23 protein-coding genes and 1 pseudogene are annotated in these 22438 nt (G+C 64.0%); 16 read left to right on the top strand and 8 right to left on the bottom strand.

From position 1 onward, the window contains the following. The first annotated feature begins 99 nt into the window (after window positions 1-99). From NLY43_RS16245 to NLY43_RS16210, 8 genes are all read left to right on the top strand, one after another. Window positions 100-1347, top strand: a complete 1248-nt coding sequence (locus NLY43_RS16245) for an aromatic ring-hydroxylating oxygenase subunit alpha (protein ID WP_023711308.1) — start codon at window positions 100-102, stop codon at window positions 1345-1347. Between the two features lie 37 nt (window positions 1348-1384). Further along, a complete protein-coding gene (locus NLY43_RS16240; RefSeq protein WP_023711307.1) occupies window positions 1385-2485 on the top strand; it encodes an FAD-binding oxidoreductase in 1101 nt (366 codons plus the stop codon). Between the two features lie 162 nt (window positions 2486-2647). Further along, complete coding sequence (locus NLY43_RS16235; RefSeq protein WP_023711306.1) at window positions 2648-3070, top strand: PqqD family protein; 423 nt, start codon at window positions 2648-2650, stop codon at window positions 3068-3070. Window positions 3071-3222: 152 nt separating this feature from the next. After that, the gene (locus NLY43_RS16230) at window positions 3223-4272 is read left to right on the top strand and encodes a hypothetical protein (RefSeq protein ID WP_023711305.1); all 1050 of its coding nucleotides are present in this window, start codon (window positions 3223-3225) and stop codon (window positions 4270-4272) included. After that, a complete protein-coding gene (locus NLY43_RS16225) occupies window positions 4269-5012 on the top strand; it encodes a glycosyltransferase family 2 protein (RefSeq protein ID WP_023711304.1) in 744 nt (247 codons plus the stop codon). Before NLY43_RS16230 ends, NLY43_RS16225 begins: the two co-directional genes overlap by 4 nt. Before the next feature lie 33 nt (window positions 5013-5045). Beyond that, window positions 5046-5798 (top strand): glycosyltransferase family 2 protein, encoded by a 753-nt coding sequence (locus tag NLY43_RS16220; protein ID WP_023684291.1) that lies wholly within the window; start codon window positions 5046-5048, stop codon window positions 5796-5798. After that, a complete protein-coding gene (locus tag NLY43_RS16215; RefSeq protein WP_245264019.1) occupies window positions 5783-6475 on the top strand; it encodes a glycosyltransferase family 2 protein in 693 nt (230 codons plus the stop codon). Before NLY43_RS16220 ends, NLY43_RS16215 begins: the two co-directional genes overlap by 16 nt. After that, window positions 6475-7941, top strand: coding sequence for a nucleotidyltransferase family protein (locus tag NLY43_RS16210; RefSeq protein ID WP_023711302.1), 1467 nt, complete (start codon window positions 6475-6477; stop codon window positions 7939-7941). The genes NLY43_RS16215 and NLY43_RS16210 overlap by 1 nt, the downstream gene beginning before the upstream one ends. A 45-nt stretch (window positions 7942-7986) precedes the next feature. On the opposite strand, the gene NLY43_RS16205 is transcribed toward NLY43_RS16210, so the two are convergent. From NLY43_RS16205 to NLY43_RS16180, 6 genes and pseudogenes are all read right to left on the bottom strand, one after another. Next, entirely contained in the window at window positions 7987-8727 is a 741-nt protein-coding gene (locus NLY43_RS16205; RefSeq protein ID WP_023703620.1) for an FAD-binding oxidoreductase, read from the bottom strand. Continuing rightward, entirely contained in the window at window positions 8724-9335 is a 612-nt protein-coding gene (locus tag NLY43_RS16200) for a sulfite oxidase-like oxidoreductase (protein WP_023711301.1), read from the bottom strand. The genes NLY43_RS16205 and NLY43_RS16200 overlap by 4 nt, the downstream gene beginning before the upstream one ends. Window positions 9336-9470: 135 nt before the next feature. After that, window positions 9471-9692, bottom strand: a pseudogene (locus NLY43_RS16195) (PDZ domain-containing protein); the annotation flags it as partial. Window positions 9693-9716: 24 nt separating this feature from the next. Further along, window positions 9717-10481 carry an MBL fold metallo-hydrolase gene (locus NLY43_RS16190; RefSeq protein WP_031199270.1) on the bottom strand — a complete coding sequence of 255 codons (765 nt, stop codon included), beginning with the start codon at window positions 10479-10481 and terminating at the stop codon, window positions 9717-9719. After that, the gene (locus NLY43_RS16185; RefSeq protein WP_023711298.1) at window positions 10481-11647 is read right to left on the bottom strand and encodes a diphosphate--fructose-6-phosphate 1-phosphotransferase; all 1167 of its coding nucleotides are present in this window, start codon (window positions 11645-11647) and stop codon (window positions 10481-10483) included. Before NLY43_RS16185 ends, NLY43_RS16190 begins: the two co-directional genes overlap by 1 nt. Window positions 11648-11746: 99 nt before the next feature. After that, the gene (locus NLY43_RS16180) at window positions 11747-12514 is read right to left on the bottom strand and encodes a L,D-transpeptidase (RefSeq protein ID WP_023668871.1); all 768 of its coding nucleotides are present in this window, start codon (window positions 12512-12514) and stop codon (window positions 11747-11749) included. Between the two features lie 228 nt (window positions 12515-12742). On the opposite strand from NLY43_RS16180, the gene NLY43_RS16175 reads away from it, so the two are divergent. From NLY43_RS16175 to xylB, 3 genes are all read left to right on the top strand, one after another. Then, on the top strand, window positions 12743-13366 hold the full coding sequence (locus NLY43_RS16175) for a LysE family translocator (protein ID WP_023694251.1): 624 nt from the start codon (window positions 12743-12745) through the stop codon (window positions 13364-13366). Between the two features lie 24 nt (window positions 13367-13390). Then, the gene (locus NLY43_RS16170; protein WP_023694250.1) at window positions 13391-14716 is read left to right on the top strand and encodes a tetratricopeptide repeat protein; all 1326 of its coding nucleotides are present in this window, start codon (window positions 13391-13393) and stop codon (window positions 14714-14716) included. Between the two features lie 81 nt (window positions 14717-14797). Continuing rightward, the gene (gene xylB, locus NLY43_RS16165) at window positions 14798-16252 is read left to right on the top strand and encodes a xylulokinase (RefSeq protein WP_023711297.1); all 1455 of its coding nucleotides are present in this window, start codon (window positions 14798-14800) and stop codon (window positions 16250-16252) included. 191 nt (window positions 16253-16443) lie between these two features. On the opposite strand, the gene NLY43_RS16160 is transcribed toward xylB, so the two are convergent. Then, window positions 16444-16806 carry a nuclear transport factor 2 family protein gene (locus tag NLY43_RS16160; protein ID WP_023689938.1) on the bottom strand — a complete coding sequence of 121 codons (363 nt, stop codon included), beginning with the start codon at window positions 16804-16806 and terminating at the stop codon, window positions 16444-16446. A 113-nt stretch (window positions 16807-16919) separates the two neighbouring features. Here NLY43_RS16160 and xylA point away from each other — a divergent pair, with 113 nt between their 5' ends. Further along, window positions 16920-18245 (top strand): xylose isomerase, encoded by a 1326-nt coding sequence (xylA, locus tag NLY43_RS16155; RefSeq protein ID WP_023684279.1) that lies wholly within the window; start codon window positions 16920-16922, stop codon window positions 18243-18245. A 205-nt stretch (window positions 18246-18450) separates the two neighbouring features. Beyond that, window positions 18451-18654 carry a hypothetical protein gene (locus tag NLY43_RS16150; protein ID WP_023668865.1) on the top strand — a complete coding sequence of 68 codons (204 nt, stop codon included), beginning with the start codon at window positions 18451-18453 and terminating at the stop codon, window positions 18652-18654. 61 nt (window positions 18655-18715) lie between these two features. Here the strand turns inward: NLY43_RS16150 and NLY43_RS16145 are convergent, their stop codons facing one another. Then, window positions 18716-19696: a GlxA family transcriptional regulator gene (locus tag NLY43_RS16145; protein ID WP_023668864.1), complete on the bottom strand. Its 981-nt coding sequence runs from the start codon at window positions 19694-19696 to the stop codon at window positions 18716-18718. A 78-nt stretch (window positions 19697-19774) separates the two neighbouring features. Here NLY43_RS16145 and bcoG point away from each other — a divergent pair, with 78 nt between their 5' ends. From bcoG to NLY43_RS16130, 3 genes are read left to right on the top strand one after another with little or no spacing between them, the layout of a single operon-like run. Beyond that, complete coding sequence (gene bcoG, locus NLY43_RS16140) at window positions 19775-20698, top strand: 3-dehydrocarnitine:acetyl-CoA trimethylamine transferase BcoG (RefSeq protein WP_023668863.1); 924 nt, start codon at window positions 19775-19777, stop codon at window positions 20696-20698. Window positions 20699-20712: 14 nt separating this feature from the next. Beyond that, complete coding sequence (locus NLY43_RS16135; RefSeq protein WP_023696919.1) at window positions 20713-21336, top strand: HD domain-containing protein; 624 nt, start codon at window positions 20713-20715, stop codon at window positions 21334-21336. Between the two features lie 2 nt (window positions 21337-21338). Continuing rightward, the gene (locus NLY43_RS16130) at window positions 21339-22433 is read left to right on the top strand and encodes a carnitine 3-dehydrogenase (protein ID WP_023711296.1); all 1095 of its coding nucleotides are present in this window, start codon (window positions 21339-21341) and stop codon (window positions 22431-22433) included. Window positions 22434-22438 lie beyond the last annotated feature (5 nt).

Raw genomic sequence — 22438 nt, 5'->3', positions numbered from 1 at the left:
TCAAGAGGTGGATAGTGCATGTCCGGCGCCGCGCCGGCCTGCGTCCGATCCTTCCTCCATCACCACCAAGTTCAGTCCTTAAACCACGAGGACAGAACTATGGATACGCGCAACGACATGCTGAGGCTCCTGAACGGCCGCAAGCAAGGCTTTTCGCTGGAACAGCCCTTCTACACCGACCCGGACTATTTCAAGCTCGACATGGAGCTTATCTGGTATCGCGACTGGCTGTTCATCGGCCATGATTGCGAACTGCCGAAGCCCGGCAGCTATATCACCGTGCAGATCGGCGATTATCCGGTGGTGCTGGTCCGCGACCAGAAGGGCAACATCAACGCCTTTCACAATTCCTGCCGCCATCGCGGCAGCCGTGTCTGCAACACTGAGAAGGGCATGGCGGCAAAGCTTGTCTGCCCCTATCACCAGTGGACCTACGAGCTTGACGGCCGGCTGCTGTTTGCCCGCCAGATGGCCGACGGTTTCGACAAGAGCCAGTTCGGCCTGAAGCCCGTCGCCTGCGAGAGCGTCGGCGGCTACATCTTCATCTGCCTGGCGAAAGAACCTGCCGACTTTGCGCCGATGCGCGCCATGATAGAGCCCTACCTCAAGCCGCACCAGCTGAATGAAGCCAAAGTCGCCTTCGAGAGCACCATCATCGAGAAGGGCAACTGGAAGCTGGTCTGGGAAAACAACCGCGAATGCTATCACTGCGCCGGCAATCATCCAGAGCTGTGCAAGACATTCCCCGAAGCGCCGACGGTGACCGGCGTGCAGGGCGCCGACAGCGATCCGGAGATGCTGGCGCACTGGGCGAAATGCGAGGCGGCGGGCCTGCCGAGCAAGTTCCGCATCGATCCGGCCGGGCAATACCGCGCCACCCGCGCGCCGCTGCTGCGCGATGCCGTCAGCTACACGATGTCGGGAAAGCGCGCGGTGACGAAGAACCTGTCCGACACTGTTGCCGCCGACCGCATCGGCACCTTGATGCACTACCACTATCCGACGACTTGGAACCACATACTGATCGACCATGCGGTCACCTTCCGGGTGCTGCCGATCAGCACCACGCAAACCGCGGTGACGACCAAGTGGCTGGTGCACAAGGATGCGGTCGAGGGGGTCGACTACAACCTTGAGGAGCTCACCCATGTCTGGACCGAGACCAACGACCAGGACCGCCGCATCGTCGAGGAAAACGCCTTCGGCATCCTGTCTCCGGCCTATGAGCCCGGCCCCTATTCGGAGCTGCACGAGGGCGGCGTGATCCAGTTCGTCGAATGGTACGCGGCCTTCATCGGCCCGCGCCTTGCCGAAGGTGGCAGGCCGGCGCTGCGCAGCGTCGCGTGAGCTGGAGCAGGCGAAGAAGGACCGGAGGATGAATGCGATGACGGATCTTGGGCTCTATCGCCATCTCGACCAGATGGCGCCCTGGAACGATAGGCTGCAGGTGCTGGAAGTGATCGGCGTCAGCGACGAGGCGCCCGACGTCAAGACCTTCACCTTCCGCTCCGACAACCAGACCTGGTTCCGCTACAAGCCGGGCCAGTTCCTGACGCTGGAACTGCCGACACCGGACGGGCCGCTGATGCGCACCTATACGCTGTCGTCGTCGCCATCGCGGCCGTTTTCGATCGCGGTGACGGTCAAGGCGCAGGCCGGCAGCATCGGCACGCGCTGGATGTTCGACCATCTGGTGCCCGGTTCGCATGTCAAGGCCTACGGACCGGCCGGCGACTTCTCGTTGCACAGCCACCCGGCGGCCAAATACCTGTTCATTTCCGCCGGCTCCGGCGTGACGCCGATGATGTCGATGCTGCGCTGGCTGAACGACTGCGCGCCATGGACCGATGTCGGTTTCGTCGACTGCGCGCGGCGTGCCGAAGAGATCATCTTCCGCAAGGAACTCGAACTGCTCGGCGGCCATATGCCCGGCCTGTCGCTCGGCTTCATGATCGAGGAACGTTCCAGCCGCGAGGGCTGGTACGGTCATATGGGGCGCATCGATGCGATCCGGCTGCCCTTGCTGGCTCCGGACTTCCGCGAGCGCGAAATCTTCTGCTGCGGCCCCGATCCGTTCATGCGCGCCGTGCGCGGCATGCTGGAGGCCGCCGGCTTCGATATGACGAAATACCATCAGGAGAGCTTTGCCGCGCCCGTGGTGGAGGAAATCCCGGCGCCGTTTGCTTCACCCGCTGAAGACGGTGCTGTTGCACCTGTCGAGGCTGTGACGCCGATCCGCTTCTCGCTTTCGGAGGTCGACGCCGGCTGCGTTGCCGGCCAGACCGTGCTGCAGACGGCGCGCAGCTCGGGCGTGCGGATACCCGCCGCCTGCGAGTTCGGCCTGTGCGGCACCTGCAAGGTGAAGAAGGTCTCCGGCGCTGTCGAGATGAGCCACAATGGCGGCATCCTCGACCACGAGATCGATGACGGTTTTATCCTTGCCTGCTGCTCGAAACCGTTGTCGGCGCTCGAAATCGAGGCTTGAGCCGGTCGACTTCGCCGCAACGGTCGCCGACGCAAGCGTTGTGTTCGCGGGTCTTTGTCTTGCCAAGCATAGGCCGAGTGATTTAGACGCACTTAGGAAGGGCTGGGCAGACCGTGAAACCGGCGCATCCCTTCATGGGCGCATGGAACGGGGGACAGAGCGATGCAACAGCGGGTCTACGCGGTCGCAAGCAAGGACATCGTTTTCGAATCATTCGATGGCGAAGCCGTCGTTCTCGATCTTTCGAACGGCAAGTATTTCGGCTTTTCCGATTCCGGCAGCCGGGTCTGGCAAGCTTTGTCGTCCGGCGTCGCCACTGAAGCGCTGGTCGGAGCTGCCGCGGGCGCCGCAAAAATAAGCCTGGCCGACCTCGAAAGCTTCGTTGCCCGACTGCTCGATTTAGGGTTGCTTGCGCCAGCCGAAACACCGGCACAACCGCTTTCGGGCGAGCTGTCGTCTGCGCTTGCTGCCAGCAATGAGCCGCTCAAGGTCGATGTCCATGACGACCTTGCCGATCTCATCATTGTCGACCCGATCCATGAGGTCGAGGAACCTCTCGGCTGGCCGGCGGTGAAACAGGCATAATCGTTTCCCTAAAGCGCGTCGCGTTTGAACGGACTCAGGCGACGCGGTTTAGATCTTTGATTTTATGCATGTCGTCGTCTCAAAACCGGGGCCACCCCGAGCGACATGCATCAGGCGACCCGGCGCAATTCTGGACGCTGAACAACCAACACATGCCTTTGATCACGCTGCAAACCCTGCCGGATTATGCCCGCCATGTGCTGGCGGCCGCGGAAAGCGCCGCCGCCTTCTATCCCGTTACCGCCAGCGTGCGGTTGCCGGGACTGGACCTGAGTGTCCACCTCGACCATGGCACGCTGGCGGAAGCCATGAGCCATGCCTTCATACCGGCCCCGGAAAATCCGTCTGCATCTGACGGCTGCCGCATTTTCGTCGCCCACCCGGGCATCGATGGCGTCCCCGCCCCGGCCACCTGGGGCCGAGGCGATTACAACCATCATGCCTTTGCCAACCGGCTGGAAGAGGCCGGATTGCGCGGCAGCTACTATCATGACCTCGACTTCTGGCAGTTCCATGATCCGCAACGCCATGTCGGGGCGCAGCTGATGATGTCGGCCGACGCCTTTCCGCCATGGGAACAAGGGGCGCCGCTGCGCGCCTTCCTGCATTGGGAATATGCGGCGCGCGGCATGCGGCTCACCCATGCCGGCACGCTGGGCATCGATGGCAAGGGCGTCCTGCTGGCGGGCTCCGGCGGTGCCGGCAAATCGGGAACGGTCGTCGCCGGCTTGCTCAATGGGCTCGATAGTGTCGGCGACGACTATGTGCTGATCGACCGGACCGAGGGGGTGACGGCCTATCCGCTGTTTGCCACGCTCAAGCAGGATCCGGAGGGCTTCAAGCGGCTGAAACTGGAGGGTCGGCTAAAGTCGTACCAACCGCTGAACTGGCAAGGCAAGCATGCCTTTCACATCGACGAGATCGCGCCTCGACCAACTCCTGCAAGTCTGGACATTATTGCTTTGATAGTGCCCCATATCAGGGGAGGTGCGAGAAGCTCGGTCATGCCCATATCGCGCAAGGATGCCATGATCGCCTTGGCCCCGTCAGGAATCGTGCAGATGCCGGGCGAGCGGGAAGCGGGCTTTCGCTTTTTCAGCGAGCTTACCCGCGACCTGCCATGCTACCGGCTGTCGCTGGGGGCCGAGCCGCGCGAGATCGCCGGCACGATTGCGGATTTCGTCCTTCGGGGCGCTGCATGAAGTTGAGCATCATTGTGCCGGTCTACAATCGGGAGATCTATGTCGTTTCGACGTTGCGGTCCCTGCTCAGGCAACGCGACGATGCCGATCTCGATATCATCGTTGTCGACGACGGCTCGACCGACAGCTCCGTTGAAGCCGTCCGCGCCATCATGCGGGAAGCGTCGTGCATCCGCCTGTTCCAGCAGGCCAACCAGGGCGTGGCCAACGCCCGCAACACAGGGCTGAAGCAGTTGCTGCCGCAAACCGAACTGGTGTCGTTCCTGGATTCGGACGACGTCTCGCCGGCTGGACGATTCAAGACTGACCTACCCCTGTTCGCGACCGACCCTGCGCTCGAGCTGACCTACTCGCTGATGACGCGCGTCGATCTCATGGATGACGAAACCCTGCAGCCGGCACCGGGCGGCGCAGGTCCCACCGTGCGCGGCGTCAGCCTTAGCGCCGGGATATTCCGCAGGGCACTCATCGACCGTGCCGGTGCTTTCGACGAGGAGTTCCGGCAGGGGGAAGACGCCGACTATCTTCTGCGCATTTTCGAAACCAGCCCGAAGCACATTTTTCCCGACACCGTCGCGGTATACTACCGGCGCCACCCCGGCAATTTGACGAAGCAAAGGGATGTGGCGGTGCGCGAATATCTACGTGTAATTCAGAAATCCTTGCGGCGGCGCAAGGCCGATCCGTCGCGGCGCCCGGTCGAGGGGCTTTTCGAGATCAAGCGCCCGGCAGAGTGGTGAAAGAATGAACAGATCACAGCCTGGAATGCGTGCGTGAAGCTGAGCGTGATCATGCCGGTTTACAACCGCGAACGCCATGTCGGCTCGGCGCTGCGCTCGCTGCTGAGGCAGCGCGATGCCGCCGATCTCGACATCATCGTTATCGATGACGGTTCGACCGACAGTTCGGTGGCGGTCGTGCGCTCGCTGATCGCGGAGGCGCCGTGCATTCGCCTTTTCCAGCAGCAGAATGCCGGGGTGACGCGGGCACGCAACGCGGGCTTGCGGCAATTGCTGCCGCAGACCGGGCTGGTATCGTTTCTCGATTCCGACGACATTTCCCCGCCGGGCCGCTTCAAGGCGGATCTGGCCTGTTTCGACGCAGACCCCACCCTCGAGCTCACCTATTCGCGCATGACGCTGGTCGACGACATAGATGACGATACGCTGGAGCCGACAGCCGACAGCCACTCGGTGACGGTTCGCGGCATTCACCTGTCTCCCGCTATCTTCGTCCGGCGGTTGGTCGAACGCATCGGCAGCTTCGACGAGGATTTCCACCAGGCCGAGGACACCGACTATCTGCTGCGCACTTTCGAAAGCGGGCCGAAATTCACGATGCCCGACACTGTTGCGCTCTATTACCGGCGCCATCCCGGCAACATGACCAGGCAGGCCGATGTTCCTTTTCGCGAATTCATGCGCGCCGTCTACAAGTCGATGAAACGGCGCGAGGCCGACCGCTCCTTGCACCCTGTCGACGGCATCTTCGATTTCAAGGAACTTGCGAATTGGCGTTTCCTGTGATGGCCAGCTACGGCGTCGTCATTCCGGCCTTCAACGCGACCGCCACCATCGCCGAGACGCTGCGATCGGTCGCGGCCCAGACGGTCCAGCCCGACGCTATAATCGTCGTCGATGACGGCTCGACCGACGATACGGTCGCGGTGGTCAATTCGCTGGGCATGCCGGTGCAGGTGTTGCGCCAGGACAATGCCGGACCAGGCAGCGCCACCACCAGGGGCATCGCCGCGCTGGCGACGCCCTTCGTCGCCACGCTCGATGCGGACGATCTGTGGCTGCCGACCAAGATCGAAAGGCAGCTGGAGCATTTCGAGCGGTTTCCCGCGACGGCAGGAGTCTTTGCCCACTGGCGGACGTTTCGCGATGATAAGCCCGATGTGCAACAGGACGTGGCCGTGGCGGGCTGGTCGCGCACGACGATGATGATCCGCCGGGAGGTAGCCGAGGCCGTCGGTCCGATCATCGACCCGCAAGGCGGTCGCGGCGACATGGTCGACTGGATCGCCCGTGTCCGCGAGGCGGGCTTTGCGCTTGCCATGCTCGACGATGTCCTGACCTTGCGCCGCATCCGGCCCGACAGCATGTCCTATGGACGCGACCCCGCGCGCGATCGCGGTTATCTCGAAGTCGTAAGGCTGGCCATGCAAAGGCGAGCAGCGAAAAAGACGAGCGCCGACTGATGGCCAATGCCATGCGCCGTATCGGCCGTCGGTTTCCGGACTATGGCTGGTCATGGCCAACTGGCGGACTCGACCAGCTGCTGAAGGCCGCATTGCTGCCCGATGAAGAAGCGGCAGGGCGTTACGCGGCGCGCTGGCTCGACGAGAACGACATCGACCATGTTGCCTTCCGAGAGCATCGGCTGCTGGCCGCGATCTCCGACAGGTTCGGCCGCAAGCTCGCTGGGCATCCGGCCTATCCACGTCTTGTCGGCCTGCAAAAGATGCTGTGGACCAAATCGCGACTGGCTGCGCGCGAGGCCGAGCCGGCGCTACAGGCCATGATCGACGCCGGCTGCGCGGTGATGCTAATCAAAGGCGCCAGCCGCATCGCCGTCAACGCGTCGGCGCAGCGGGGCCGGGTGGCGCACGACATCGACATATTGGTGCGTCCGCAGGACATGATCGCCGCCTTCGACGTGTTGACCGAGGGTGGCTGGCAAATCGCCACCGGCGTCAGCCCGCAATATCTGCGCACAAGGCTGGCGTCCCTGCGGTCGATGAATTTCTTCAAGGGCAGTTTCGGCGACATCGACCTGCACCAGTCGGCCTATGACGGATCGCAGCAGAGCACCGAAGACGATCTGGCGGTCTGGCAGCGGGCGCTGTCAGCCGATTTCAATGGCGTCCGCGTGCTTGTGCCCTCTCCGGCCGACCGCATGGCGCTCGCCATCGCACATGGCGGCCTCGATGCCCACACCCACAGCGACTGGCTGGTCGACTGTGCGGTCGCCATCGAGAGTGGCGCAGTCGACTGGGGCGTGTTCGCCGACATCGTCGCCAAGCGGGGCCTCGCCGTCGCCGCGGCGGTGGCGCTCTCCTATCTCTGCCTGGAGATCGGCATTGCGGTGCCGGAGGCCGAACTTGCAAAGACGATTGAGTTGGCCGACCGCGCCGGCCTGTCGCGCTGGTCCGCGGTGCTGCAGGCCAAGCCGCGCACCGATTTCGGCGGCCTCGTTTGGCTGTCGCGCGGCTTTGCCAAGCAGTTGCGCCTCAAACGCAAAAAGGGCCGCCTGCAGCAGCCGACGCCCGCCGTCTGGCGCGGCAGGCCGACATTGCGCAAGGCAAGAGCGACGTCGGCGCCGTTTGCACTTTCCCAGCCCCTGCCGCGTCCGGACAGGACTGGAGCGATGGTGCTGGACGTCACCGTCAGGATCGTCGTTCCACCAATCCGGCGCCGCATTGAGATGGAAATCAATGCCGGCGGCGGCCATGTCGCCCGCCTGCGTTCCATGGTGATCAGCCGCGCCGGCGGCGGACGTGTGCTGCGCTTTCGCGGCAAGGTAACGGTGGACGACACCGGCCGGCCTCTGGTGATCGAGGCACGGCCATCGCGCCAGTTCCGCAACTGGGACAATGAGGCCGAAGTCGCCGCCTATGGCGCGCTGCCGTTCCAATTGCTGTCGGCAAGGTTTTCACCCACCTGAGAGCGGGTGGCTGTTTCCATGAAACGGTGAACCACTGTGGCCCTCTCAGACGCCATAGCGCTCGGTGCGGATGATTTCCGCTGATATGCCGGCGTCGATCAGCGCCTGGGCAGCCGCCGAGACGAAGGCGTTCGACCCGCAGACGAAGGCGAGCGCCGGCGGCCGCGGCAGCCGCGTGAGCGCCTGCATGACCATTGCCGTGTCGATGCGCCTCGAATAGTCGGACGGGCGCCGTACGGCCTCGCGCGTCAGCGTCAGCACCAGCTCGAACCCGTCGCGGCGGTCACCGAGACCGATCAGCTCGTCGCGGAAGATCACCTCGTCCCAGACCCGCACCGAAAACATCAGCGCCACCGGCACCGCCGATTTGCGCAAGGTTCGATGCCGCACCATCGCCATCAGCGGCACCACGCCGGAGCCGCCGCCGACCAGAAGCAGCGGCCCGCCATCCCCATCGGACCAGACGAAATGGCCGCCGAGCGGCCCGCGCAGTTCGATCTCGTCACCGACCGCGGCGACGTCATGGAAGAAGGGCGAGACTTCACCGTCGTCGAGCTTCTCGATCGCCAGCTCGATCGTGGCGCCGCTCTCCGGCGCCGAGGCGATGGAGTAGGAGCGGCGTGCCTGGTAGCCGTCAGGCGCGGTCAGCCTGACATCGACATGCTGTCCGGCGCGATAGGCGAATCGCCGTGACAGCGCGAAGAAGAAACTGGTAACGCGTGGCGTCCGCTTTTCGATCCGGGTGATTTTCGCCGTCTGCCAGGGAGATTGCGGCGCTTCGCTCATGGATCGCCGCTATAGCGCTGCTCGCGCCACGGGTCGCCATAGATGTGATAGCCGCGCAATTCCCAGAAGCCCGGCTCGTCGCGCTCGGTGAACTGCAGCCCGTTCAGCCATTTAGCCGATTTCCAAAAATAGAGATGCGGCACCAGGAGCCGCGCCGGGCCGCCATGGTCGGCAGTGATTGGCTTGCCTTCATAAAGCAGCGCCACCATCGCCTTCCCCGCGGTGAGATCCTTGGCCGGCACGTTGGTGGTATAGCCGTCATAGCCATGCGCCAGCAGGAAGCCGGTCGGCGCTTCGATGCCGGCATCGGCAAGGATGTCGTCGACCAGCACGCCTTGCCAGGCGGTATCGAACTTGGTCCAGGCGGTAACGCAATGGATGTCGCGCGTCATCTTGGTCAAGGGCAGCGCGTTGAACTCGGCCCAGTTCCATTTCTTGATCGGGCGTGGCCCGTGCTTGAGCGTGAACGACCAGTCATCGGTGCGCACGCGCGGCGTCGGCCCCGCCGACAGCACCGGAAAGCCCTGTTCGAGATACTGACCGGGCGGAATGCGCGCATCGGTCTCCGTTGGAGGCTTTCGACCGGAGGAAAAACCGCGAGTGACCATCGGACCGTCCGTTTTTAGCAGGCCATTGCCGGCCTGCCGTAATGTTCTCGAAGATGTCGCGGCGGGCAACAGGAATTTTGGCGGCGCCGTGCGGCAGGCCTGTCGGTGGTCCGGCGACCCCTGCCGCATCATGCCTCAGCCGGCGGCGAAGGGTACGGCGACGAAGATTTGTGTGTCGCCCCGGTCGACCAAAAGCAGCACCGACTTCCGGCCCGATCTGCCGGCCTCGGCGATCGCCTGGTTGGCTTGCCGCGCATTCCGCACCGGCGACTGGTCGACGGCGACGATGACGTCGCCCGGCTGCAGGCCGGCATTGGCGGCTGCCGTGTCCGGATTGACGCGCTCGACCACGGCGCCACGCTGGTTCCAATCACAATGTCGTCAGAGGCCTCCGGTGCGCCTGAGATAGGCTGTGGCGATCTCGCGCATCCGGTTGCCGTCGAAGCTCGGCCCATGGCCGCCATGGCCGAGGCGAACAGGCAGGTCAAGGAGCCGCTGCATGGTACGGCGATAATCAGGCCGGGAGGAATCCGGCAGGTCGTCGATCAGCGTGGAATCGTAGATGGCGTCGCCGGCAAAGAACAGGCCGTCTGCCTCGTCGAACAAAGCGATCGAATCCGGCGAATGTCCGGGCAGACGCAGGACGCGGAACTGCCGGTCGCCGAGGTCGACGATGTCGCCCTCGTCCAGCGTGCGCGTCAGCGGCGCCGGCGGAATCTTGTAGTCGGCCGCCGTCCAGCCCGGCGCCGGCAATTTCGAAACGGCGCCGTCGAGATTGTTGAACATGTAGGCGTAGGTCACCTGATCGTTCATGGTCTCGAAATGCTCGGCACTGTGCCGCGGCCCGGCGCGCAGCGGAAACTCGTGCAGCGAGCCGACATGGTCGAGATGGATGTGGGTGGCGACAACAATGAGCGGCTTGCCCTCCGGCGTGTCGATCTCAGGCGCCAGCGGGCAGATGCCCATGCCGGTGTCGACCAGCAGGTCGGCGTCGCGTCCCCTGAAATGCCAGATGTTGGCGCGCACGAAATCATGCACGAACGGCTCGGTCAGCATCGTCGTGCGGTCGTCGATGATCGTCTTGCCGAACCAGTCGCCGACAACGCGCTCGCCACCAAAACGGGTGCCGCCAAAACGGCCGCCCATCAGACGAAGGGCTTTCCCACCTTGTATTTTTCCGGCACCAGCCGCTTCAGGTAAGCCATGCCCGCTTCCGACAGCTGGTTGACATCGGGCTTCATGAAATCGTCGGGCATATGGCGCGTCTTGCCGGCGACGTTCTTCAGCGGCACCTTCTTCAGCACGGTTTTCGTGCCGTCATATTGCAGCGCCACCGAGCCACCGCCTTCGCCGGCAACGGCAACCGCGAAGGCGCCGGCGTCGAAAGCCTCCTGCGCGTCGACGGCGCTGATCGCGCCGACATAGCCGCGCGGCATGTAGCCAAGCGCATCGACGCGGGCGCGCTTGCCCGGGAGGCCTTCGGCGAGCGCACGTTCCAGAGCTGACGGCAGGTCGCTGCCCGACAGTTTGACGTTGCCATGCGCGTCGCGCTCGAGCTTCTCCGGCGGCACCAGGCTTTCGACCAGCGCCTTGCCGTCGGCGGTGCTGACACCTTCGGAGACGGCGACGATGCAACGCTTGTGGCGGTCGAGCGTGGCGCGCACGTCGTCGATGAAACCGGCGGCGGAGAACGGCCGTTCCGGCACGTAGACCAGATGCGGGCCGCTGTCGGGATCGAGCTGCCAGGCTGCAGCCGCCGCGGTGAGGAAGCCGGCATGCCGACCCATTACGATGCCGACATAGATGCCGGGCAATGCGCGGAAATCGAGATCGACGGACAGGAAGGCGCCGGCGACGAATTCGGCCGCCGAGATGAAGCCCGGCGTGTGGTCGTTTTCCTCGAGGTCGTTGTCGATGGTTTTTGGCGCATGGACGAAAGCAATGCTGCCGCCGGCGGCGTCGGTCAGAATCTGCTGCGTGCCCGACGTGTCGTTGCCACCGATGTAGATGAAAGCGTCGGCGCCGGCCTTCTTCAACCCGTTGAGGATGACTTCGCAATAGGCGGCATCCGGTTTGTCGCGCGTCGAGCCGAGGGCTGCACTCGGCGTGCCGGCGATCAGCCGCAGCCGGTCCTCGGGGATGGCGGAGAGGTCTACATAGTTGCCGTCACGAATGCCGCGCACGCCGTGGAGCGAGCCCAGCACCTTGGCGCCGGGATGGCGCTTGCGGATTTCCAGCGTGGCCCCGACAACCGTCTGGTTGATGACGGCGGTCGGGCCGCCGCCCTGTGCGATGACAAACGTTCCAGCCATGCTCGATCTCTCCCGGCGCTGTGGTTTTCAAGGCACCTTGGCCTAGCTTGCCGCATCGCGCAACGGGAGTTTCCAGCGGCGCCAAACCGCCGCACAGGATCAGACGACCACGACCGGGTTCTTCTTGGAAACGCGGCTGTAGAGGTCGATGATATCCTGGTTGATCAGGCGCACGCAGCCCGACGACATCGCCTGGCCGATGCTCGCCCATTCCGGCGAACCGTGTATGCGGTAGCCGGTGTCCTTGCCGTCCTGGTAGATGTAGAGGGCGCGTGCGCCGAGCGGGTTGGTGAGGCCACCGGGCTGGCCGTTTTGCCATTTCACCAGTTCCGGCTTGCGCTGGATCATCTCCGGCGGCGGCGTCCAGGTCGGCCATTCCTTGCCGTACTGGATGTTGGCGCGGCCGGACCAGCGGAAGCCGTCCTTGCCGATGCCGACGCCGTAGCGGATGGCGTCGCCGCCCTCCTGCACCAGATAGAGCTTTCGCTCCTGCAGATGGACGACAATGGTGCCGGGCGCCTCGCCGGTCTCGTTGACGACGATCTGGCGGCGGAACTCCGGCTTGACCTTCTGATAGGGCACCGCCGGCACTTCGAAGCCGCCATCGTTGAGCGAAGCGTACATGACATCGGGGCCGGTGACGTTCTTGTCGACGCTGATCGCCGGACGGATCGGCCGCACCGAGCCGGTGACCGTGTCATCCAGCTGGAATTGCGGCAGCTCGAGCGTCGAAGTGCTGCAGCCGGCCATGCCGAGTAGCGTCATGGCGCCGGCCCCTGACAGGACGAAGCGGCGGGAATAGAGATGTTCGGTCTCGTTTGCGTCGCCATTTGCTGGCGGCGTCACATTCTGCGGCAACTCACGCATGCACCCAACCCTACGCTGTCGGCGGGAAACACGGTCCGGCCGGATAGCAGGCAGTTTCGCCAAACATGGTTGAAAAAGGGTGAAGGCCCAACGACCGGCATTAAACTTGTGCCGCCAATAGCCGCAGCGGTCGGGCGAAATGGTCCGCAGTGCATTTTTGGGAGAGGGCTCTTTACATTCCTCCGCACACGAGGATTTATCCTTTTCTTTGCGCTCAAGGAGACAAAGATGTCGTTCGAAAACTGGGCCGCCTTCGCCGCCGCCTCGGCCGTGCTGCTCATCATTCCGGGCCCGACCATTCTTCTGGTCGTGTCCTATGCGCTGGGCCAGGGCTGGCGCACTGCCTTGCCGATGGCCGTCGGCGTGGCGCTGGGCGACTTCACCGCCATGACCCTGTCGATGCTGGGCATCGGCGCGCTGCTGGCCGCGTCGGCGACCGTGTTCACCATTCTGAAGCTGATCGGCGCCTGCTATCTGATCTATCTCGGGGTAAAACTGTTTCGCGCCGGCGGCGCGCTCAAAGCCGAACCACGCACAGATGCCGTCTCGGCCGCCAAGATGATGGCGCACGCCTGGCTGGTCACCGCACTCAACCCGAAGAGCATCACGTTCTTTGTCGCCTTCCTGCCGCAGTTCCTCAATCGGGAAGCCGATTTCTGGACACAGATGCTGATCTTCGAAACGACCTTCCTGGCGCTCGCCTTCGCCAATGCCTTCGGCTACGCGCTGATTGCGGCGCGCGCCCGCAACGTCGTACGCAACCCCAAGGCGATCCGCATCTTCAACCGCACCGGCGGCACGCTGCTGGTCGGCGCCGGGATCGCCACGGTGGCGATGCGCTCGGGCCATTAGGAACTGCGGAGCATCAGGGCCGATATGGCAGTAAGAGATCCATTCGGCCTAATGTTTTCGGGCGCGACCGAGGCCGGGTTTTCACCCTACAGCCAGGCCGTTCATGAATTGCAATGCTTCGTCGGCGACCCGGTCGGCTCCGTTGACCGCGCCATATCGGCGGATCCCGGTTTCGTCATGGCGCATGTCTTCAAGGGGTATCTGTTCGGCCTCGCCACCGAACGCGAGGCAACGGCGGTCGCCCAGGCATGCCATGCTGCGGCACTGCCGCTTGCCGCGACGCCGCGCGAACAGGCGCATGTGGCGGCCCTTGGCCACCTTGCCGAGGGACGCTGGCATGACGCCGCGCGCCTGCTCGAAGATATCGCCATCGACAACCCGCTCGACGCGGTGGCGTTGCAGGTCGGCCACCAGATCGACTTCTTCACCGGCAATGCCCGCATGCTGCGCGACCGTATCGGCCGCGCGCTACCGTCCTGGCAGAGCGGCATGCCAGGTTATCACGCCATTCTCGGTATGCAGGCCTTCGGTCTCGAGGAGATGGGCGACTATATCAGAGCCGAAAGTTTCGGCCGACAGGCGATCGAGATCGAGCCGCGAGACGGCTGGGCGCAGCACGCGGTCGCCCATGTCATGGAGATGCAGAGCCGGCAACGGGACGGCATCGCCTGGATGCGCGCCAATCCCGAGGCGTGGACCAAAGAGAGCTTCCTGCAGGTGCATAATTGGTGGCATCTGGCGCTGTTCCACTACGATCTCGGCGAGACCGACGAGGTGCTCAAACTCTATGACGGGCCGATCTATGGCGAGCGTTCGACGCTGGCGCTGAACATGGTCGATGCATCCGCGATCCTGTGGCGGCTTTATCTCGGCGGTGTCGATGTCGGCGACCGCTGGGCAGCGCTCGCCGCCAACTGGGCGCCAAAGGCTGGAGCCGGCAATTACGCCTTCAACGATGCGCATGCGATGATGGCATTCGTCGGCGCCGGGCTCGAAGCGTCGGCCAAGATCTTGCTCGAAGCCCAGCACGAGGCGATGCGCGGCAGCGACGACAATGCCGCCTTTACCCGGGATGTCGGCCAGCCACTGACGGAAGGCATCAAGGCATTCGGCGAGGGCAATTACAGCGAAGCGGTGCGCCTGATCCGACCGATCCGCGCCATTGCCCATCGCTTTGGCGGCAGCCACGCCCAGCGCGATGTGATTGATCTCACGCTGATCGAGGCGGCGTTGCGCGCCGGCGACACGGCGCTTGCCTGGGCGTTGACCGCCGAGCGCGCACTGGTCCGGCCGGACAGTCCGCTGTCGGCGCTGTTTTCGCAACGCGCCGCCAATTTGTCAGAGAATTGACCCGCGGCGGATCTTGTTTTAAAAACTGGCAAGCCAGATTTTTTCGAGACCCGAAAAAATTAATGGCAATGGGAGGAATGCATGTATCTCGGCCTCGATCTCGGCACGTCGGGCGTCAAGGCGCTGTTGATCGATGCCGGGCAGAAGATCATCGGCTCCGGCCATGCTTCGCTTGACGTATCGCGGCCGCATCCCGGCTGGTCCGAACAAAACCCCGCCGACTGGATCCGCGCCTGCGAGACGGCCATTGCCGAGCTGAAAGCCTCGCACCCGAAAGAGCTTGCCGCGGTCAAGGGCATCGGCCTTTCCGGCCATATGCATGGCGCCACCTTGCTCGATGCCGGCGACCAGGTGCTGCGCCCCTGCATTCTGTGGAACGATACGCGCAGCCACGCTGAGGCCGCGGCGCTCGATGCCGACCCGCGCTTTCGCCAACTCACCGGGAATATCGTCTTCCCCGGCTTCACGGCGCCGAAACTCGCCTGGGTGAAGAACAATGAGCCCGCGGTTTTCGCCGAGGTTGCAAAAGTGCTTTTGCCGAAGGATTTCCTGCGGCTGTGGCTGACCGGCGAGCATATCTCAGAAATGTCCGACTCGGCCGGCACCTCCTGGCTCGATGTCGGCAAACGGCGCTGGTCCCCCGAGTTGCTTGCGGCGACATCGCTCGACGAAAGGCAGATGCCGTCGCTGGTCGAAGGCACGGAGAAGGCTGGAGCCTTGCGCGCCGAACTGGCCGCCAGCTGGGGCATAGCATCGGGCACCCCGGTTGCCGGCGGCGCCGGCGACAATGCGGCTTCAGCCTGCGGCATGGGCACGGTCGGCGCCGGCCACGCTTTTGTGTCGCTGGGCACATCTGGCGTGCTGTTTGCTGCCAACGCTTCCTACCTGCCCAATCCGGCAAGCGCGGTGCACACCTTCTGCCATGCCCTGCCCAACACCTGGCACCAGATGGGGGTCATCCTGTCTGCGACCGATTCGCTGAACTGGCTGTCGGAGATTTCAGGCAAGAAGGCCGGCGAATTGACCGCCGAACTTGGCGATGTGCTGAAAGCGCCGAGCGGGGTGTCGTTCCTGCCCTATCTCTCGGGCGAGCGCACGCCGCACAATGATTCCGCCATTCGTGGGTCCTTCACCGGACTGGCGCATGAGTCGAGCCGCGCGGTGCTGACGCAGGCCGTGCTTGAAGGCGTCGCCTTCGCATTCCGCGACAGTCTCGAAGCCTTGAAGACCGCCGGCACGGATTTGACGCGGGTGACGGCAATCGGCGGCGGCTCGCGCTCGCGCTACTGGCTGAAGGCGATCGCTACGGCGCTGCAGGTGCCCGTGGACATTCCGGCCGACGGCGATTTCGGTGCTGCCTTTGGCGCGGCGAGGCTTGGTCTGATCGCGGCGACAGGGGCTGATCCGCTGGCGGTGTGCACGGCGCCGAGGACGGATGCGACGATCGAGCCGGATGCTGCGCTTGGCGGGGCGTATGCCGATGCGTACCAGCGCTACCGGGCGCTATACCCGGCGATAAAAGGCATGACCGCGTGAGTCGGCGCGAGGCACCCCCCTCTGCCCTGCCGGGCATCTCCCCCGCAAGGGGGGAGATCGGCAGCGTCGGCGGGTATGCCAGTCTTGTAAGGTGGGTGATTAGCGAAGGCGTGGATGCCAGCCAATCTCCCCCCTTGCGGGGGAGATGCCCGGCAGGGCAGAGGGGGGTGTCTCGCGCCACCCTTGATCGATCACTGCGCCGGCACCTTGTCCAGAAACCCGGTGACGCTCTTCAGGCGCCCATTTTCGATAACACCGATATCGGTGCCTTCGATAACCGACGGCACGCCTTCCGGCCCAAGATTCCACGAGAAGCGGATGCGGTCGCCAAACCCGTCCGGCGTACCCTTCAGCGAGAACCGGAAGCCGGCGAAGCGCTGCTGTACGCCGTCGATCAGCCCAGCAACGCCGGCGTGGCCGTCGCCCTGCATGAGCGGATCGCGGTAGCTGACGTCTTCGGTGAAGGTGGCCTTGAGCAGTTCGGCACGGCGATCCGCATCGGCCTCGTTCCAGGCGGTGATGTAGTTCTGGGCGATCGTATTGAGGTCGGTCATGGTCTGTCTCCTTCGTTGAGTGGCTTTGACACGAGGCTTTTCACCCCAAGCGAGAGCGAAACCAATTACGCCTGAGGTAATCAGGGTGGACTATTCGAGAGAGGACAGAAATCATGAGCAGCGGATTTTTCGGCGACATCAAAGCGATCAAGTATGAGGGGCCGGATTCGACCAATCCGCTGGCCTACCGCTTCTACAATCCCGACGAGGTGGTGGCCGGCAAACGGCTGGAAGACCATCTGCGCTTCGCCGTCGCCTACTGGCATTCTTTCGCCTGGCCGGGCGGCGATCCCTTTGGCGGCCAGACCTTCGACCGGCCCTGGTTTCCCAAGGCTGGCGGCGTCGACACGATGGAACTGGCCAAGCTGAAAGCCGACGTCGCCTTCGAGATGTTCTCGCTGCTCGGCGCGCCCTATTTCTGCTTCCACGACGCCGACGTGCGGCCGGAAGGCAAGGATTTCTCCGAAAGTGCCGCGCGGCTCGACGAGATCGCCGACTATTTTGCCGCCAAGATGAAGAAGACCGGCGTCAAACTGCTCTGGGGCACGGCCAACCTGTTCTCCAACCGCCGCTTCATGTCGGGCGCCGCCACCAATCCCGATCCGGATGTCTTCGCCTATGCGGCGGCGACGGTGAAAAGCTGCATCGACGTCACGAAGCGGCTGAAGGGCGAGAATTATGTACTGTGGGGCGGGCGCGAGGGCTATGAAACGCTGCTCAACACCGATCTTGCCCGCGAGCAGGAGCAGGCTGGGCGCTTCCTCAGTCTCGTCGTCGACTACAAGCACAAGATTGGCTTCAAAGGCACGATCCTGATCGAGCCGAAGCCGCAGGAGCCGACCAAGCATCAGTACGACTACGACGTTGCCACGGTCTACGGCTTCCTCAAGCGCTTCGGGCTGGAGAAGGAAGTGAAGCTGAACATCGAGCAGGGCCACGCGATTCTTGCCGGCCATTCCTTCGAGCACGAGCTGGCGCTGGCCAATGCGCTCGGCGTCTTCGGCTCGATCGACATGAACCGCAACGACTACCAGTCGGGCTGGGACACCGACCAGTTCCCCAACAATGTGCCCGAGATGGCGCTGGCCTATTACCAGGTGTTGCAGGCCGGCGGCTTCAAGACCGGCGGCACCAATTTCGACGCCAAGCTGCGCCGCCAGTCGCTCGACCCGCAGGACCTGCTGATCGGCCATATCGGCGGCATGGATTCCTGCGCACGAGGCCTCAAGGCAGCCGCCAAGATGGTCGAGGACAAGGCGCTGTCGGGTCCGCTGGCCGAGCGCTATGCCGGTTGGAACACGGCCGAGGGCAAGGCGATGCTGTCGGGCAAGCGCTCGCTGGAAGACATCGCCGAGCGCGTGGTGAAGAAGAAGATCGAGCCGCAGCCACGCTCCGGCCGCCAGGAATTGCTGGAAAACATCGTCAACCGCTACGTCTGAGGGCGGAAAGCCGATTCGTTGTGCTCAAGGGTGGCTGGATAACATTCCGGTCGCCCCGGAATGGGGTTTGCGCAAGACCCTATCCGACGACAAGGGTTTGCCCTTTGGCGCCCCTCAATGACCTCGCTCTTGCCTTCAAACTGCCGTCACGTATCTCGTATAAGGATGCGGTTGTGGCGGGTGAAAAGGAAGGAGGCGAACCGATATGCAGCATGAACGCGAAATCGACGCCCTGCTCTCATCCGGCGAGACCGGATCGATCATCGACCGGCTGATGGCGCTGCCGCGGCCGACCGACAGCGTGAAAAACGAATGGGATCGTGCTGTCAGCAGCCGATTTGAAGTCCGTCTGGCGAGGCAGATGCGCTCGCAGATGGACGCCGGCAGCGATCGACAGAACGCAGCCTGATCTCCCTTTGTCTGTGCATGTCGTAATCCCAAAACCGCGACACACTTTTGGGCGACATGCATCAACCTCGGCGCAGCCTGACCGGGGCTTCGCCGAACGCTCTTGAAAACGCTCTGGAAAATGCCGCGGCGGACGAGAACCCCGTCCGCCCGGCAATATCCGCCATGGCGATCCGCGTGTCGACCACCAGCCGCCGCGCCGCGCCCAGCCGCAGCCTGAGATAATATGCGCCCGGCGTCTCGCCGATCGACTTGCGAAAAATGCTCTCCAATGTCCGCGCCGTCACCCCGGCGCGTTTTGCCACCGCGTCGATGGTCAGCGGCTGGTCGACATGCGATTCCATCAGCCGGATAGCCTGCGCCAGACGCGGGTCGTAGCCGTCGAGCCGGCCGAGCGAGACCAGCGGCTGCGCGTCGGTCGCGGCGCGCGCCTGGTCGTAGATGAAGACGCTGGCGACATCGAGCGCGACGGCCATGCCGAGCCGGGTGCGGATCAGATGCAGCATCAGGTCGAAGGTCGGCGACGCCCCGCCCGAGGTGAACACCGGTCCGTCGATGACGTAGCGGTCCGGACGCACGTCGACGCCGGGAAAGGCGGAGGAAAAATCCTCCATGTCTTCCCAATGGGTGGTGGCGCTGCGGCCTTCGAGGAGGCCGGCGCGCGCCACCAGCCATGTGCCGGCCTCGACGCCGCCGCAGGCGCGAGCCGCGCGGGCCGCTCGCCGTAATCCGGAAAGCAGAGCCGATGTCGCGTAATTCTGGGTGCCGAAGCCGGCGACGACGACAAGCACGTCGGTCGGCTCGGCCGCATCGAAGCGGCCCCTGACCGCCACCGGCAGGCCGCATGTGGTGACCGGCGCCTCGCCGGTGACCGAGACCAGTTTGAAATCGAACAGCGTCTCGCCTGAGATGCGGTTGGCGGCGCGCAGCGGGTCGACGGTCGACGCCACGCACATGATGGACGAGCCTGAAAACACCAGCAGCGTCACCTTGAGCGGCGATCGCTCAGCGCGAAAGATGGTCGGTTTTTCGCTTTTGATCACGAGAGCTTCGTAAATTGCAAAACAGTTTCCGGCAAGTCGGTCATTGTTAGGGTCTGTTTCTATGGGGAGGAGATGTCCATGCCGCTCGCGATGAACCGTGAGGTTTTCATTACCTGTGCCGTGACCGGGTCCGGCGGCTCGCAGGACCGCTCCCCGCATGTGCCACGCTCGCCCAAGCAGATCGCCGATTCGGCGATCGATGCGGCCAAGGCCGGTGCCGCCATCGTCCACTGCCATGTCCGCGACCCCGAGACCGGCAAGCCGCGCCGCGATGTCCATCTCTACCGCGAAGTGACGGACCGCATCCGCGCGGCAGAAGTCGATGTGATCCTGAACCTGACCGCCGGGATGGGCGGCGACATGGTGTTCGGCTCACCGGAAGCGCCGCTGCCGCTCAATGAAAAAGGCACCGACATGGGCGGCGCCACCAACCGCATGGAACATGTGCGCCAGTGCCTGCCGGAAATCTGCACGCTGGATTGCGGCACCATGAACTTCGCCGAGGCCGATTATGTCATGACCAACACGCCCGGCATGCTGCGCGCAATGGGCGGCATGATGACGGCGCTCGGCGTCAAGCCGGAGATCGAAGCCTTCGATACCGGCCACCTCTGGTTCGCCAAGCAGCTGGTCGAAGAAAAGGTCTTGAATCCCGACGCGCTGGTGCAGCTCTGCATGGGTGTGCCGTGGGGGGCGCCGGACGACCTCAACACCTTCATGGCCATGGTTAACAACGTGCCGTCGACCTGGAACTGGTCGGCCTTCGCCATCGGCCGCAACCAGATGGCCTATGCAGCCGCTGCAGTGCTCGCCGGCGGCAATGTCCGCGTCGGTCTCGAAGACAATCTCTGGCTCGACAAGGGCGTGCTGGCCACCAATGCGCAGCTGGTCGAGCGCGCCGCCAGCATCGTCACCAATCTCGGCGCCAGGATTTTGGGGCCGGAGGAAGTGCGCAGGAAGCTCAACCTCACCAAGCGGGCGCCGATCGCAGCGGCTGCTTAAGACGGGAGCGGATCATGGCTACCGTCAAATTCACTGCGATGAAGGATGGCGACAGGCAAGACTATGAGTTCCTGACCGCCCATGAGATCGACTATGCCGCCAGGACCGGCGAGCGGCTGCTCGACGCACTGGTGCAACTCGACGAAGGCCTGTCGGGCTACAAGATCACCAGGCTCGGCCATTCGCTGCAAGCGGCGACGCGGGCCTGGCGTGACGGCGCCGACACCGACTGGATCGCCTGCGCGCTGCTGCACGACATCGGCGACATCTACGCTCCCTACAATCACGACGAATACGCCGCTTCGATCCTGAAACCTTTCGTGCGCGAGCAATGCACCTGGGTGGTGGAAAAGCATGGCGACTTCCAGCGGCTCTATTACGCGCATCATCTCGGCGGCAACCGCCATGCTCGCGACCGCTTCGCCAGCCATGCCTATTTCGACGATTGCGACCAGTTTTGCGAACGCTGGGACCAGTCGAGCTTCGACCCGGACTTCGACACGCTGCCGATCGAATTCTTCCGGCCCTTCGTGCTCGAAGTCTTCGCCCGCAAGGCCTACGACCCCTCCGTGATCCGCTCCGGCGAGCGCGTGCCTCTCATCGACCCCGAAACCGCCAAGACAAGAACCGGAGCCTGACCATGAGCATCATCAACAAGGCAGCCGCCATTGGCGGCGGTGTCATTGGCGCCGGCTGGGTGGCGCGGCTGCTGCTCAACGGCATCGACGTGTCGATCTTCGATCCGGACCCGGAAGCGTCGCGCAAGGTCTCGGAAGTGATGAAGGGGGCGCGCCGCGCCTACAAGCAGATGGTTCCCGGCGGCCTGCCCAGGGAAGGCAGACTGACCTTTGCCAAGACCATCGCCGAGGCGGTGGCCGACGCCGATTTCATCCAGGAGAGCGTGCCGGAGCGGCTCGACCTCAAACACCGCGTACTGGCCGAGATCGATCTCTACGCGCCGGCCAACGCCATCGTCGGCTCGTCGACCTCCGGCATCAAGCCGACCGACATGCAGGTGGCGATGAAGAAGCACCCGGAGCGGCTGGTTGTCGGACATCCCTTCAACCCGGTCTACCTGCTGCCGCTGGTCGAGATCGTCGGCGGCGAGCAGACGTTCCCCGAAGCGATCGAGGTTGCCAAGGAAATCTATGCCTCGATCGGCATGAAGCCGGTGGTGATCCGTAAGGAGATCGAGGCCTTTGTCGGCGACCGCCTGCTGGAGGCGGCGTGGCGCGAGGCGCTGTGGCTGATCAAGGACGGCATCTGCACGGTCGAGGAACTCGACGACATCATGCGCTATGGCTTCGGCCTGCGCTGGGCTCAGATGGGCATGTTCCAGGTCTACCGCGTCGCCGGCGGCGAGGCCGGCATGCGCCACTTTATGGCGCAGTTCGGGCCGTGCCTGAAATGGCCGTGGACCAAGCTGATGGACGTCCCGGAGTTCAACGACGAGTTGGTTGATCTGATCGCCACCCAGTCGGACGACCAGGCGCATGGCCTGTCGATCCGTGAGCTGGAAAAGATCCGCGACGACAATCTGGTCGCGATTATGGATGCTCTGTCGAAACAGAACAAAGGCAAGGGCTGGGGCGCCGGCGCCTTGCACAAGGACTATACCAGGCAATTGGCCAAGCTGGCGGCGAAGAAGCCGGCCGCATCCAGGGCCGCCGAGAAGTCCAAGGCATCGAAGCCGGTGAAGAAGGCGGAAAAACCGAAGAAAAAGAAGAAGGCCTGAAGACC

Origin of the sequence: Mesorhizobium sp. C416B, from assembly GCF_030323165.1 — a bacterium.
Lineage (GTDB): Bacteria > Pseudomonadota > Alphaproteobacteria > Rhizobiales > Rhizobiaceae > Mesorhizobium.
This window is presented reverse-complemented; position numbering and strand designations above follow the sequence as displayed.

What these genes read in the sequence shown, in the direction of transcription:
- NLY43_RS16245 (WP_023711308.1), top strand. Translation starts at nt 100, where the DNA reads ATGGATACGCGCAACGACATGCTGAGGCTCCTGAACGGCCGCAAGCAA.
- NLY43_RS16240 (WP_023711307.1), top strand. Translation starts at nt 1,385, where the DNA reads ATGACGGATCTTGGGCTCTATCGCCATCTCGACCAGATGGCGCCCTGG.
- NLY43_RS16235 (WP_023711306.1), top strand. Translation starts at nt 2,648, where the DNA reads ATGCAACAGCGGGTCTACGCGGTCGCAAGCAAGGACATCGTTTTCGAA.
- NLY43_RS16230 (WP_023711305.1), top strand. Translation starts at nt 3,223, where the DNA reads ATGCCTTTGATCACGCTGCAAACCCTGCCGGATTATGCCCGCCATGTG.
- NLY43_RS16225 (WP_023711304.1), top strand. Translation starts at nt 4,269, where the DNA reads ATGAAGTTGAGCATCATTGTGCCGGTCTACAATCGGGAGATCTATGTC.
- NLY43_RS16210 (WP_023711302.1), top strand. Translation starts at nt 6,475, where the DNA reads ATGGCCAATGCCATGCGCCGTATCGGCCGTCGGTTTCCGGACTATGGC.
- NLY43_RS16205 (WP_023703620.1), bottom strand. Translation starts at nt 8,727, where the DNA reads ATGAGCGAAGCGCCGCAATCTCCCTGGCAGACGGCGAAAATCACCCGG.
- NLY43_RS16200 (WP_023711301.1), bottom strand. Translation starts at nt 9,335, where the DNA reads ATGGTCACTCGCGGTTTTTCCTCCGGTCGAAAGCCTCCAACGGAGACC.
- NLY43_RS16190 (WP_031199270.1), bottom strand. Translation starts at nt 10,481, where the DNA reads ATGGGCGGCCGTTTTGGCGGCACCCGTTTTGGTGGCGAGCGCGTTGTC.
- NLY43_RS16185 (WP_023711298.1), bottom strand. Translation starts at nt 11,647, where the DNA reads ATGGCTGGAACGTTTGTCATCGCACAGGGCGGCGGCCCGACCGCCGTC.
- NLY43_RS16180 (WP_023668871.1), bottom strand. Translation starts at nt 12,514, where the DNA reads ATGCGTGAGTTGCCGCAGAATGTGACGCCGCCAGCAAATGGCGACGCA.
- NLY43_RS16175 (WP_023694251.1), top strand. Translation starts at nt 12,743, where the DNA reads ATGTCGTTCGAAAACTGGGCCGCCTTCGCCGCCGCCTCGGCCGTGCTG.
- NLY43_RS16170 (WP_023694250.1), top strand. Translation starts at nt 13,391, where the DNA reads ATGGCAGTAAGAGATCCATTCGGCCTAATGTTTTCGGGCGCGACCGAG.
- xylB (WP_023711297.1), top strand. Translation starts at nt 14,798, where the DNA reads ATGTATCTCGGCCTCGATCTCGGCACGTCGGGCGTCAAGGCGCTGTTG.
- NLY43_RS16160 (WP_023689938.1), bottom strand. Translation starts at nt 16,806, where the DNA reads ATGACCGACCTCAATACGATCGCCCAGAACTACATCACCGCCTGGAAC.
- xylA (WP_023684279.1), top strand. Translation starts at nt 16,920, where the DNA reads ATGAGCAGCGGATTTTTCGGCGACATCAAAGCGATCAAGTATGAGGGG.
- NLY43_RS16150 (WP_023668865.1), top strand. Translation starts at nt 18,451, where the DNA reads ATGCAGCATGAACGCGAAATCGACGCCCTGCTCTCATCCGGCGAGACC.
- bcoG (WP_023668863.1), top strand. Translation starts at nt 19,775, where the DNA reads ATGCCGCTCGCGATGAACCGTGAGGTTTTCATTACCTGTGCCGTGACC.
- NLY43_RS16135 (WP_023696919.1), top strand. Translation starts at nt 20,713, where the DNA reads ATGGCTACCGTCAAATTCACTGCGATGAAGGATGGCGACAGGCAAGAC.
- NLY43_RS16130 (WP_023711296.1), top strand. Translation starts at nt 21,339, where the DNA reads ATGAGCATCATCAACAAGGCAGCCGCCATTGGCGGCGGTGTCATTGGC.